Annotated in this window: 3 protein-coding genes; all 3 read right to left on the reverse strand. The window is 34.4% G+C overall.

Going from position 1 to position 14,929, the window contains the following annotated elements; genetic code table 11:
* Positions 1 to 4 precede the first annotated feature (4 nt).
* The gene (locus P2W65_RS13840; RefSeq protein WP_289658118.1) at positions 5 to 5,728 is read right to left on the reverse strand and encodes a fibronectin type III domain-containing protein; all 5,724 of its coding nucleotides are present in this window, start codon (positions 5,726 to 5,728) and stop codon (positions 5 to 7) included.
* 42 nt (positions 5,729 to 5,770) lie between these two features.
* The gene (locus P2W65_RS13845; RefSeq protein ID WP_289658120.1) at positions 5,771 to 8,215 is read right to left on the reverse strand and encodes a synaptonemal complex protein 1; all 2,445 of its coding nucleotides are present in this window, start codon (positions 8,213 to 8,215) and stop codon (positions 5,771 to 5,773) included.
* A 96-nt stretch (positions 8,216 to 8,311) separates the two neighbouring features.
* Positions 8,312 to 14,911 carry a T9SS type A sorting domain-containing protein gene (locus P2W65_RS13850; RefSeq protein ID WP_289658122.1) on the reverse strand — a complete coding sequence of 2,200 codons (6,600 nt, stop codon included), beginning with the start codon at positions 14,909 to 14,911 and terminating at the stop codon, positions 8,312 to 8,314.
* Positions 14,912 to 14,929: the final 18 nt, after the last annotated feature.

Consider the following 14,929-nt stretch of genomic DNA (forward strand, 5'->3'; position numbering starts at 1 on the left):
AAAATTATTTTATTGATGCAATAGATATAATTTCAGTATTTGAGACGCTAGTTGTTCCATGATCATAGATTTTTATTATTTTATTCTTCGACACAGGAATAAGTGTATTCGCAGCTATGTATTCTGTACCATTATAAAATACACTAAATTTTACATTCATTGTCTTTGTTCCATTTAATATAGCTCCAAATCCTTCTTTCTGTCTATCTGTATAATCAGTTGTTTTACTTAGCTTATTCTCTACGATAACAATATCTTCTATAAGTTGTGTGATCAGATTTTTCTTTACGAATAGAATATCCGCTTTCATAAATCCTCCACTTGTAGTAAGTGCTACTTCTTTTAAAATAGTATAACTTTCTAAATCTGATATCCCCAATGTGGATTTCAAACTAATAAATAACTTACTACTCTTATTCTCAAGTTCTGTGGCAATATTATTACTTAATTCTGTTCCTTTTTGCGAATACCCTTTAAACTCTTCAATTCTTTGGCTTCTTCTTAACCATTTTTCTACCAATTCGTTCAGACCTGATTCACTAAGCATCGCACCTAAATCGACAACATCGGCTCCTTCAAGTTTGTGGTTTACAAAACCACGTACATACCTTTCATTATCTGTATTATTTATGAATGTTTTAAAGATATCGTCGTTATTTACATCGTCCAAAAATTTCTTCAAGGCAGTGCTTTCGTCATTATCTGTAAACATTGCAATCAGTTTTTGTACATTATCTTTTTGCTTATTAAATATACTAAGATAGTTATAATTAACTCTTACATATTTAGATTCTTTCTCCTGTAGAGTTAGATTTTCCCATGAGGACAAAATACTACGGTTTAAATTGGCTATATTATTTTGAATGGTATTATTATTTCCTGCACCGTTTATATCTTTTAGGAAATTCAGTAGTTTTGGATTGTCCATAAGCAATAAATAATCCATAACTTCATTTACATTTGTTTTGGTTAAACCTTCACATAGTTTGGTTATACCAGCATTTGGGCCAGTCTTTGCAATTAATTGCTCAAATTTTTTACATGTAGCTTGATCCTGTTTAGTACAAGCTGTACAGTTTGATGTATTTGGATTTTTTACAGTGGCAAGTACACTTGCTAATGTTAAACCTTGATTTGGATCGAATTTACATACAAATTCATATATGTCTTGTGCTAGATTCTCTGCGGGTTCTTTGAAATAACAAATAATATTGTCTCCTTTTATATAACTTAAAATATCAATATTTCCTACTTTAGTTATCCCAACTTTACTCTGAAAAATAGAACCTGCTTTTCCTTCTACTAATGTTTCTACTTCATTTAACATTGTTTCGCTAATTGCTCGTACATTTGGCTCAACGACTTCAGTAATAGCTTTTGATGTAGCTTCTTTTACTGTAGCTAGTTCAATTTTTACTACAAATTTATCTGCTGCTTTTACCATAGGCATTTGATGACTAGCAAAAAACAACATTGTACCAGCTGTAGTTTTTCTAATGAAAGAGCTGATGCTAGACTTTGCAAAATTGTTTTTTATTGCAACTCTCTCTAGAACGTTTGTGATTTTTTGAGTTACTCTAGTTCCCCAATTTTGATTCGTTGCATACACAGAAAGTGCTTTAAATGGAATAGCAAGAATTGCGCCTTTTAAAGCTGCATATGCGCTTTCGCTTATTTCTATTTGGCTTAAACTTTTACCGCTTTGGATCTGTTTTATTATATTATCTCCAAAACTATAGATAGTGGTTGCTAAAATTATATTTTTGTCATTTATCAGAGTATTAGTAGCACAAGCTAAAGTAGCATTGGCCATTGATAGAGTTTCTGGTTCTTCTCCTTCTTCTTTTAAAATTCTATTGATTCCATATTGCAAAGCCAAATCAACAGAAGCTCCTACAAGACATTTTTTTAGTGATTCTTGTGAATAATATTGAGCCAAACTTTCTGTAAGTGTTTGTAAACCAACAGCTGTTCCAGCTTCAGCTATAGCGATTCCAGCCATAGGCGCTAAAATAGCTCCTAGATAGAAATTACCAACATCTGGTGTATATTGTCCTCGACGAAGTGATACATCTGTTAAAGAACAATAGTTTCCTTCTGTAAGTTTTGAAGTTGTATTACCAGCTTTTTCCAGTGCTATTTCTACTTTAAGATCTCCAGAGGCAGTTATGTTATTTGTGCCCATGTAAAGCCAAAAATCTTTTATTTCATGATCTAATAAAACTTTATTGTTTGACTTTATTAAATATGGTTTTGCATTATATCCTGAATTAGCATTGAAATAGCTATGGATCTCAGTACTATTTTCTCCTACAGTAAACTTTCGATATTTAAAGTCATCTGCGGAATTTCCACTTTCGCTACGATTCACTGAACCTTGATTTGTTAAAGCAAGGGCTTCGTAAGTAAGAAGAAAATCAGATTCTGAACTCTTCATATAGTTAGCTATAACCTGTAAACGTTCCTTACATAAAGCTTCACTGTCACTTGGGCAGGTATTATGTAGTAAAACATATTTTGAAGTATCTAAGCTAGGATTTTCATATTCTTCTTTAGATAATTTTCTAATAACAAAATAATAATAACATTCATTCCTAATAAGTAATAAAAATGGTTTGTCCGCATTTGCATCACTATAAGCATTTGTGTAAGACATTCCAGATCCTTCTTGTACATAAACACCTCCTTCTTTTGGATCGAAGTTATAAGTCTTTCCATTTGATTTAAAAGAAAATAATGTTCCATTTGAATTTGGATATTTTTGAAGATCACTAATTGATGGAACATTCAATGCATCTTGTCCAGCTATATTAATATTTATGGAATTAGCATCAGAATCTCTAAATCTAAATGGTTTATGATTTGGCATTAAGAAATTATTCCTGTCCGAAATTTGCGCCCCCGAAGAACTCTTCTGAAACCCATAAAATTTCCAACCACCACTATGAATAATATCCCAATCGTTGTGTGATAATACAGTACCAGTTCCATAATCCATTAAAAGATCTGTTTTCCCTGATTCTCCTGAATTTGAGAAAGGGTGTTTTAGACCGAAAATTCCGTGGCCTAGTTCGTGTGCCGCGGTTCTTAAGTCTCCACTATTGAACACAAAGGCATACTGACCACCAAGAGGCATAAAACCTTTGTAAGCATTTTGACCAGCTTTTCCAGTGTATAAAACATAATACGTTTTATCATTGTATTTAAAATCGGTATTAGATTCTATTTGACCGATAATGCTGTTTTGATCATCTGTATAAACATTAAAAATGTCACTATCTCCACATTTAATTTCATTTGGCAGTGTACCAATAGTTACCTTTTGTGTCGTTACCTCAAACTGAATTCCGACTTTATTGTAGATGTCGTTTAGGTATTTTTTTGCTACACTAGCATCTGGTGTATTTGCACCGTTAATACTGATAAATGTTACATTTATTGCCGCTTTTTTAGTTAAATCCCAAACGTTTACTTTACCTGCAATTTCAGATTTACCTTGGACTGTTTTAGTAGAATCCTGCGGATTTTTTTCTTCTTTGCCTTTTACTGTCGCAATAATGCTGTATTTACCGAATTCAAATTTTTTGGTCAGTTTTATTTCAGCCTGTGTCTCATTTTTCCATTCAAAATCGACTTTTTCTCCTGCGCTGGTTTTAAAAATAATATCCTTTTGGGATTTACCATTTTTAAAAGTAGCTTCAGCATAAACAACTTCTTGGTGTTTGCTGAATAAATCAGATACGGCTTTATAATCTACGTTATAATTGCCTCCTGCAGCCATAGGGATTGTTTCGTAAGTCTGTAAGATCTTTGGCGCTCCATTTGCCGGCATCTTGTCATAGGCATACTTATTACTAACAGTCTCGGTAAGGCTGTTGGAGAATTTAATCACTACGTCTTTCGATGATATTTGAGTGACTTCACCGCTGCTCGACACGCCATTTGTATTTGAAGCAACTGCTTTTCCGCCATCAGCTCCTTGTGAAATAGTAGGTTCTCCTTTTCCATTTGCAGGAATTGTCACTGTTTTACCATCTTTATCGGTAAAGACGCGCTCATAAGGTGATTTTGCTAGTGTCGTAACTGCTCCATTTTCTCCTTTTATAGTTACAGTTCCATCAGGATTTAAGGTTGCCGATTTCACAACATAATCTAATGTTCCTTCTACAGGCTTACCATCGCTTCCAAATACATCGGTAAGAATTTGATCACCATCAACCATCCCTTTCCATTCAGCATCATAAGAAGCAATAATCTCCCCAGAAATCAATTTAAAATCGGTATTTAAGCCAATATTGTTAAATGTGATTCGGATGCGGGTGTTTTCTCCAATGCTTCCTTTAGATTCTCCGTTTTCGTCTTTTCCAGCGAGTGCATCAGCAGCGTCAATTAGTTTTCTGAATTTTTCAAGGAAAGGGAAGGTTACATAACCGTCTCCAGAAAAAGTTCCGTTGCTTCCTGTAGCATGAAGTACTACTACAGGGAAATCTCCTGCTGCAATTACATCATTTGGAAAAAGTGTTGCTAACGGACTAGTATTGGCTAAATCGGCAGGATCTGGTTTTATACCACAGCCTTGAAAAGCAATTTCGTCTCTAACCAGAGTTTGAAATTCTTTGACTGTACTGTGAGTATATTTTCCAACATCACAAGAGGCACCAACGCTATATTCGTAAGTTGTATTTGGTTTTAAATTACTAATGGTAACTGATTCTCTCGGAGTCACGATTTTATACCATTCTGAATCGGCATTTTTTTCGCGATAGTTTACTTGATAATCAAAATTATCAAGGTTTCCTGACCAAGTTACTTTTGCCTGATTTTCACTGATTCCTTCTACATTTATTGCAAGCGGAGCGGTACAGAATACTTCGTAATCGAAAGAATAAATTTCGCTGAATCCATTATTTTTAAATACACCAACTTCTTCTGCACCCAAAAGTGCTTTTGCTTTTACTCTCCAAGCATATCTTTTTCCTGGAATTAATTGCGGTTCAGATACGCCATATTGCAGCGTAGTTGATCGTGTAGTGGTTGTAAATAGAGGAGGTGAGTAGGCAAATGCGTTTTGTATAGGTGTGTATTTGTCCCAGATTTCTACTAATGAAAACTCATATTCAACATTACTTACGTTAATTTGTCTTGGAGTCCAGCTGAATACAATGTTCTGAATATTCTGCTGCATTATTGAAGCATTGTTCAAAGGCAGATTTAGAAACGGCGGATCGTTCTGGAAAATGACAGTTGTTACGCTGGTTTTCTTCGAAAGCTTTTTGTTCGTCGCAAAGTCATATACCTCAACAGAAAACGTATAAATACCTTCTGGAAGCGCCTGTGCATATTGGTTCGGATTTATGCCAAGAAGGTTTTGATATTGAAAGTAAGGTGCTAAATCTACATTAGTCAACTGAAGCGGTACTCCTCCTTCTAGGAAAAGATCATGCGCTCCGACTACAAAATCGTTGGTCATTAAAGAAATAGACTGCCCTTGGAAATAACATTTCAGTCGGATTTGACGATTAGAAATAGTTAAATCGTTTAAAGCAATCTGCACTTTAATGGGACTATTTATGGTAGACGCATCGGCATAATTGCTTAAGTAAATCGGTGAAGGCTGTGTGATCTGCGTACTAATGGTAACTGGATAGGTTTGCGCTATACCAGAAACTATTGCCGAAAGCCAAAACCCAAGGGTTAAGAATAGTTGAAATTGTAGTTTTTTTAGCATTTGGGTGTATTTATAACTATTATACTTTAAAATCTTTTTCTCTTAATATTTTAATTCGATTGAATCGTTTACAGCTTTCTCTACTGCCAGTTGGTGATAAAACGGAATTATTTTTTCTTCTAACTGTCTGCTGATTTCTTTGTCTTCTTTTTTATCCTTATTTAATTCAAAGAAATTGCTGGCTTCCTGTTTACTGAAAGCAGCCATTGATTCGTTATTTTGTAATTCGTTTTGTGGTAATTTGGCCAATAAAGCAAATTCTTTCATCATCCATCTGTGGTTGATTAATTGTTTTTCTGCTGTTTTGCTTCTTTCTACCAATTTTTGATACCTCTCTTTAGCCACCTTATCTTTAGCTTCTTCGCTGTTTACACCATGCATTTTGTCTGTATTGACACGACCGATTGCAGCAGTATAAACTTGTTCGATATGCTGGTCTTTAGCAGCGATTTCACGATTTAATTTCTGAATAATATCATACAGTGCATTGTTGTATTGAGAGACCATTTCCTTATTAGTATTATATTCATCCAGATAATCCAATACTTTTTCTTTGAATTCTTTATCTTCCAAAGTCATTCTAGCGACGTCTAAACGTTTATCCAGTTTCTGTAATTCTGTTTCAGGCAAAGGCCTTAAAGCATTTTGAAGCTGTTCGAGTTTATTGATAATCTCGCTTTTTGTTCCTTCTAAAACAATATCGTTGGAAGAAACTTTCAGTCTGGTTTCTGGAGTTTCTTCTTCAGTTACTGGTTTTTCTTCAACTCGTTTTGGACGGAGTTTTATTTTGTCAAAAGAATAGGTATAAGACAAGGTTGCGGTTAAATCATTGTTTCGAACAGTTTGAGAACTGCTGAAAAGTGTAATAACGTTTAAGCCCATGTTATGTTTTTGCATATAAATGTAAGTACCATTTAAGCGAATATTAAAAACATCATTGACTTTATCTCCATTACTAAAACTGCTGTTGTAGCTAGTAGAGAAAGAAGTGTTTAGTTTCTTTTCGTAAAATTGTTTTGTAGCACCAATTGTTGGCCCTAAAATTAAATTATCGCCAACATCCAGTTTTCCGATAGTACTATTAAAAGAAGCTGTAAGATTTAGGTCTTGCTGCGGATAACCTAAAATATAGGAAAGTCCAGTGTTGTAATAGGTACTTGCACCGCCAGCAACCGTTTTTCCTTGTTGCTGATTTACGGCATCCTGCATGCTGAAATTCGCACTAAAAGCCTGTTTTCTAGTTTTATCATTCTTTAAAAGATAATTAATGGTAAGCGCGGCATTCTGATTGACTTGTCTGAAATTTAAAGTATCTAAAAACTCATATTGATTGGTTTGATTAATGTAATCAAATTGATTGCGGCTATTGGTGTACGATTGAAAATTAGAATAATTAAGATTAAAATTTAATTTTTGATTGGCTCTAAAATCTGCACTGATAGAGGAAACCAATCTCTTCATCTGACTTTGTTTTTGTTTGTCCAAATTGTCTTTTTGTAAACCTAAATTCAGGTTTAAGCTCAATTTGTCTTGGTATAAAGTCTGTGAAGCATTTACAGTAACATTTTCTAAATCATTATTAAAATAATACCCTCCAAGTGTTCTGTAGTTTGGATCAATACGTTCGTAACCTAAACCTAAAGTTCCTTTTCCTGCAGGATAAACCAATTGTCCTTTTAGTGCTTTGTAACTTGTAGTTGTTGGGTTTGATTTTAAAAGCAAAGAAGAAATATTCTGAGCTTTGGTGTTTCCAGTCTCTCTTGTGTCTTCTGTAATACTGCTGTTTGCAAATTCGGTTTGTACTTGTAATTTCTGAAATAATTTAAAAGAAGTTTCAAAACTAATTGCAGCATTTTCTTTTGGCGAAACACCCAATTCAAATGGAATAGGAATGGATAGAGAATTTACCTCATCTTTTGCTTTAAAAATGGTAAGTCCAAGATTAATTTTTTCCAGAGCATATTGTGTTTTAAATCCGTAACCCATCCTTTTATAAGTTGGAACAAGTTCTGTATTGATAGCGTCGTATTCACTGCTTCGTAGTAAACGCCCATACATTGCACTAATTTTGAATTTTCCCTGTGGCGTCAGATCAACTCCCAAACCTGTAAACTGATGTCCAGCTAAAGTATAAGGCGAAAAAGTCATGCTCACGTCTCCAATGTGTCCGGTAATCCATTTATAAGATGGATGAATACTCAGACGGTTCATGAGCACTGGTCTATTGTAGCCAAACTTTTGATTGGTGTATGAAAATGAAAACGGGATATTGTACAAACTGGCAATATTTACATTGATGTTTCCGTTCAAGAAATAGGTAAAAGGATCTCTGGCGGCGTTTCCGGAATAAAATACTCCATTGGCCGAAGCACCTCCAGAAACGTTTATTAATTTGGCTTTTCCTAATTCTTCAACATTGAAATTCTGAGCAAAAGTGACAGTATTACACAATAATATGCTGAAAAATAATATTCTTTTTAAATTCATTATGATAAATTCAAGGCAATGAAATAGGGAAGGAGTGACCTTTTATTTCGAACTGTTTTATTTAAAAAATTGACTTTTTGATCTGTTGTTTCGAACTTATTGTATAATTAGTTTTCTGAGTTTTGTTCCCTGCTGTGATTCAAACAATACAAAATAAATCCCCGATGAAAGTCCGCTTAAACTAAAATTGAACGAATAAGCATCTTGTCCATTTCCATTTTTGGAAGCAATTACAACATTATTATTAAGGTTATAAACTTTTACGCTTGCCGGCATTACTTTATCCAATGTGGCATCAACAGTAAATATTCCGTTTGATGGATTCGGATAAATTTTTATATCGAATTTTTTCTGTAAATCAGTATCGTCTGGATCTTCGTATTCGCCTTCTGTTACTACAATCGTTTTAGTCTGATAAGCTGTGCATCGACCCTTTTGCGTATTTATGGTAATATCATATTCACCAGCTTTAGTAAAACTCATTTCGGCATAATCTCCATTATTAGTTGTAATAACAGCTTCAGCAGGCAGTTTCCATTCCACTTTATCAGCCTTTGGATTACTGATATCGATAATGATAAATTTCTCATTTACGAACACTTGAGATGACATAGCAAACTCAGCGCTGATATCAGATTCCTGACTTGAAATATTGATGGTATCTGTTGCCTGACAGCCTAATTTATTGGTTACAACAAGTGTATAGTTGGCTGGTTCGGAAACTGTAATAATTGGGTTCGTACTTTTGAAACCTTTGTCAGAAGTCCAAGCATAAGTTGCTTTATCATCGTCTATAGTACCATTTATGGTAAGACTTTGTTTGTAACATAATGTCACATCTTCACCTAAGTAAATAACATCTTTTGGCGGATTTACAATTGTATATTTTCTTAGAATAATACAGCCTCTAGCATCTGTAATTTCCAATGAATAATCGCCTGCAGCTGCATTACTTAATTTATTCGTTTTTTCACCTGTATTCCACAGATAAATATATGGAGCTGTACCTGCAATTGGTGTTACGGTAATAGTTGCATCAGAACCTTCATAACAAGTTGGGATTTTGATTACTTCGGCAGCATCTAAATGAGCAGGCGCAGTTAAAGTGATCGATTTTGTAATGCTGCATCCGTGATTATCTGTCACAACAACAGAATAATTCCCTGGTTTTACATTCTGAATACTTGCCGTTTTTGCTCCATTATTCCAAGAATAACTGTATGGCAGTGTTCCTCCAGTTGGAGTTGCATCTATTGTCCAGTCTTCGAAATCCCCGCAGCGTACATAATCAGCAGTCAATACATTAGTAAGAACTTCTGGTTCGGTTACAATTAGAGTTTGGCTTGTTGCTAAGTTTCCATTAGAATCCTTTGCAATTACATAATAAGAACCTTTTCCAATATTGGTTAAAATAGTACTTGTAGACAGAACATTAGTATTACCGCTTTCAAACCATTGATACGTATAATTTTCTCCAGGTTTCAATAGACCTCCAGTTGTAGTAGGTCTTAAACTTCCGTTTTTATCTCCATTACATAAAACAACATTTTGTACGCTAATTGTAGTTTCCAATAAAGGTGGTTCAGTAACTTCGATTAAAGGAGAACTAAGAGTACATGCTTTAGCATCAGTAACTGTGATGTAATATTTACCAGCAGCTAAATTTACAGCGTTAGCATTCGTTTGATTTATAGCTGAACCGTCCGCTTTAAACCAATTGTAAGTATAATTTCCATTGGCACCTTGAGCAGTTGTACTTATTGCCCCGTTATTTAAACCTTTTCCTGTTGCAGGAACAGATACAATATTGATAATCTCTAAAGCAGTTGGTGATGTAATTTTTACTGTTGCATCTGTACTTGCGCACTGCTGTGTATCTTGTACCTGAAGTGTATATTCGCCATCTGCTAAACCAGTAATAATAGTTGAAGCTGCATTTGCAAAATTGGTCCAGTCTTGAACTAATGTACCATTGTTAAAGTATCTGTATCTAAAAATTCCGTTTCCTCCTGCAGCAGTAATGGTAATGGTTCCGTTACTGTCTCCTAAACATTTTACAGGTTCTTGAACGGTACTGAATGTTACAAGATCTGGCTGTATAACAGTAAGTGGAGCAGTAGTAACTTCGATCGCTTTTGTATCTTTTACTACAGCATAATAATTTCCAATTTTTACATTAAGTAATTCTGCATTATGTTCGTTTGGTAATAAAACATTGTTTCTGTACCATGAAATTGTTTTGGTACCAAAACCTCCATTTACAACAGCTTTTAAAATTCCGTTATTAGACTCAAAACAAGTAAGAACTTGAGTCTGACTGATGGTTATTGTTAAAGGATTATCTGTAAAATCAAAATCGGTATATTTGGTACATCCTGTATCATCCTGAACAGATACATAATAATGATCTTTGATAAGACCAGTAAAATCTACCATTTTTGCCGAAGTATTTGAGATTGTTTCTAAAACAGTTTCATTTCCAAGAGCATCTTTTTTATAAAGTTTGTACTCGTAATTTGTTTTTCCTCCTTTAATTTCAAAATGTAAAGCACCGTCGTTTCCATTTGCAGCAGTTGGATTTTGATACGTCATTCTATCAATTTCAAAACCAAAATCTGCCGGCTGACTAATTATTATATCACTTAATAAACCTACGCAATGTGTCGCATCATTTGCATTATAATTTGCATCACGAACTTCTACAGCATAAACTCCTTCAAACAAAGCATTTAATGATGTTGGAGTAAAGTTTTCATAAAGATTTGTAGCAGGATTTTTCTTTTTCCATATATAAGTATACTCTGGAGTTCCATTTACAATAAAAGGAGTTCCGCCAGTAACAGTAACAGCAATTGAGCCGTCTTGTCCGCCATAACAGCTTACATCTATTTTTGAAGCCAAGTTAACGATAACTGGAGTTGGCTGTTGAAATAGGACGTCAATAGTATTAGAATCTACTCCTGCAATATCTGTGGCTGTAAGGCTGTAATCTCCGTCTGCGATATTGGTAAAATTTGCAATATTTCCAGTTATTGTTGTGATAGCTCCGGTAGCTTTATTTCTGAATGTATAGGTATAACTTCTACTTGCTTGACTCTGATTGTAAGAAGCTCCTCCAGTCGCAGTAGCATTTAATGAACCCAATAATCCATTACATTTTGCTTGCGAATGTGTTTCTGTCAATGCAGGTCTTGTTGGCTGAGGTACGATGTAAGTATCTCCAGTTGGACAGCCTTTAGAATCTGTTACCAATAGAGTATAAATATCAGCAGGAACATTGTTTAAAGTTGGACTATTAGTTCCAACAACTGTTCCTAAACTATTTTTCCACTGATAAGTATATCCTGGAGTTCCGCCCAATACCGTAACCACAACTTTTCCTGTAGAAAGTCCAAAACCAGTTGTTGGAGTAATAACAGAATTTGTGATATGTACAGACTCAGCTGGCTCTGTGATTTCGATAACTTGCTCACCAGTCTGACAGCCATTTGCATCTATAACTTTTACGATATAACTTCCTTTTAACAGGCCAGAGATAACTCCAGTTTGATTGTTTATGGTACCGCCGTTTGAAACAATAGTGTAAGGTTTTGTACTGTCAGAATTTTTTGTTCCTCCTGTGATATTTAATGTAATGGTACCATTATTACCTCCATGGCAAGAAACATGCTGCGGTGTATAACTAAAAGCTAATACATCAGGCTCTGTGATGGTAAATGTATTGATACCAAAGAGATCATTATCGTGTTGGTCTTTTACACTAATTGTATAATTTCCTGCTTCTAAATTTGAAGCTTTTGAGCTTGTTGATGTAGTACCTACTACTTCAGTTGAGGTATGTTTTTTTCCGTTGCTATTGTTCAGCCATTCAAAAGAGTATCCTTTTACACCCCCTTTTACAACTATATTATATTCTGCCGATGCATCTCCATTACATAAAATATTTGTGTTTGGAGTTTGAGTTAAACTGTCAACTTCTAATTTATCTGGCTCAGTTATAATATAGGTTTGCTCGAATGTACAAAGTTTTGAGTCGGTTATGATTACAGTGTAAGAATCTGCCCCAATTCCGGTCAATACTTGGCTTGTTTTTCCTGTCATTATTGTTTTTCCAATTCCTTTATACCATTGATAAGTATAGGAAGGTGTTCCATCTATAGCGGTAATTTGAATGCTTCCGTTTTCTCTGCCGTATCCATTAGCATTTATTTTTGTAAAAGAAGATATCTTTAAAGGTTCTTGCGGTTGGGTTATTATAATTGTAGCTCCAGGAAAAATACAGCCATTAGCATCTTTAATGCTATAGGTATAACTTCCAGCGGTTAATTGAGCTGGGTCTACAATTCTTGAGGCATCATCAACATCTATCCAAGTAACTGTATATGCTCCTGTTCCACCAGTAATATTTAGTGTAATTGTTCCATTATTGCCATTAAAACAACTAACATCGGTTTTGGTCACTGTAGATGCAATGGCAGGTCTTTGTGTTAATTCTGCAATTTCAAGTTCTCTCGAAACATTTACATTATCAGTTACAATAACTTTGTAAAATCCAGCATATAGATTTACGGCCTTATTTGTTGTTTGAGAAGAAAGTATGGCATATGCATCTGATGCATTTTCTTTATAAAACCATTGATAGGTATATTGATTCGGACTTATTGGAGTACCGCCAGACGCAAGAACTTCGATACTTCCATTATTCCCTCCATAGCAGTTTACATCAGTTTTATTAACAAAAGCAACTGCCAATGCTTTTAGAGTAATTGTTTGAACGGCTGTTGTACAGTTATTAGCGTCTTTAACAGATACTTCATAGACACCTTCTCCTAATCCAGTTACAGGACTTGTTGTATATGATGTACTAATATTGTTTTTCTTTAAAATATAAGTATAGCTGCCTGTTCCTCCAATTGCATTAATAGTAATTTCACCATTATTTGCACTTAACAATGTTGGCTGTTTTTGTCCAATACTTGATATTAAAATTTGACTTTTTTGACTTATTGTAATATTCTGCGGACTTGGAAATGTACATCCGTTTTGATCTGTAATTAAATAAGAATAGGTACCAGCTGGTAATTGTGTAGCGGTTACATTTTTCGAAGCATCATTAACATCTTTCCAGACAACAGTATATGGTGAAATTCCTCCTTTAATGCTAAGTGTAATAGTTCCATTGCTTTCTTCATAACAAATGACATCTGTAAAAGTTGATGTTGCCGAAAGTGCTTCTGAAGGTTCGTTTGTAATAGTAAAAGTTCTATCAACCTTGGTATTATCATCGCTGACTTCTACTCGATAAGATCCTGCACCAGCTCCTGTTATTTCGTGGGTTATCATGCCTGGAATTTCTGTGCCGTTTTTATACCATTTGTATTTATAGCCGTTTAAAATAGTTGTTCCACCGCTTACAGTTATAGATAAAGAACCTGTTTCTGCGCCAAAACATTTAATGTTTTGTTGCGTATAATTTTTTATGTTTAGGGCTTCTAATGTAATTGGTCCAAGGATTTTTTGGCATCCTGATGATGAGGTAATAGTTACGTAGTAGGTTCCAGTTGATAAACCGTTTATTTGACTTACATTTCCACGGGTAAATGCGGTGTCACCAACTTTTGACCAATTAAAAGTATAATTTATAGTGGTTGAAGGATAGTTCCCTCCGCTTAAATTAATTATGTTTATAACACCATCATTATTTGCAACCGTTGGCTGATTAAAAGAAAAATCTGCTTTCAGTTCAGCTGCTGGCTCGTCTATTAAAGCATTACCTGTTATTGTACATCCATCATCCGTAATTGTATAGCTATAATTTCCGGCTATATCCGTTAATGTTCTTCCATTATCTGTAATCACCCCTGCAGTAGTTTTATTAGTCCACTCAACTATATATCCTGTTGAAACACCTGTTATATTGAGTGTGATACTGCCTTTTCCATTTTTACAAGTGGCGAATTTTGTGTCTGGATTAGCTTTAATTTCATCTCTTTCAGTTATAGTAATTACATCAGATTCTCCTTTGTTATTAAATTTATCAATAACAACTAATTTATACACTCCTTTACCTAAATTCGTAGCTTTCTCTCCTATTTGATTATCTTCAAAATTGCCAATAGAATTTCTCTTCTGCCATTGATAAGTGTACAAAGGTCCTCCGTTATCAAATGGAATTCCATTAGTTAGTCCTTGTTGTGTTAATTCTGCCTTCTCGCCAAAACATTTGATATGGACATCATTAATTTTGTTTACAATGATCGCTGGTTGCTTGGTGATAGTAAAACTTGGCTGTAAAGGAGCAACGCAGCTTTTAGAATCTTGTATAGTTGCAGTATAAGTACCTTCATCTAATCCGGTTATAGTGACCTTATATTTGTTAGATTCATAATTAATGGAATAATTATCAGGACTTAAAGTATAACCAGCAGTTCCTTTTTTAAGTGTAACTGTATAGGGATTACCGTTAGTAGCTGGTGTTCCGCCTGAAATAGTAAATATGATTTTACCATCAGCTGGATTATCTGGATTTGGAGCTGAAATATTAGATTTTATTTCAGAAACTTTTATAACTTCAATTGCCGCAGGATTTGTAAACGTTACTTTTCTAGCACCATTATTCAATGCACCTATTGCAGCTTCTTGGGAGTATCCCACAATACTTATGAAAAGAAATAATTTAAGTAGATGTTTTTTCATATATTTTTATTTGGAGCT

Source organism: Flavobacterium panacagri, from assembly GCF_030378165.1.
Taxonomy (GTDB): domain Bacteria; phylum Bacteroidota; class Bacteroidia; order Flavobacteriales; family Flavobacteriaceae; genus Flavobacterium; species Flavobacterium panacagri.

Bases quoted from the DNA above. Each gene is read 5' to 3' on its own strand.
- P2W65_RS13840 (WP_289658118.1), bottom strand. From the start codon at position 5,728: ATGCTAAAAAAACTACAATTTCAACTATTCTTAACCCTTGGGTTTTGG.
- P2W65_RS13845 (WP_289658120.1), bottom strand. From the start codon at position 8,215: ATGAATTTAAAAAGAATATTATTTTTCAGCATATTATTGTGTAATACT.
- P2W65_RS13850 (WP_289658122.1), bottom strand. From the start codon at position 14,911: ATGAAAAAACATCTACTTAAATTATTTCTTTTCATAAGTATTGTGGGA.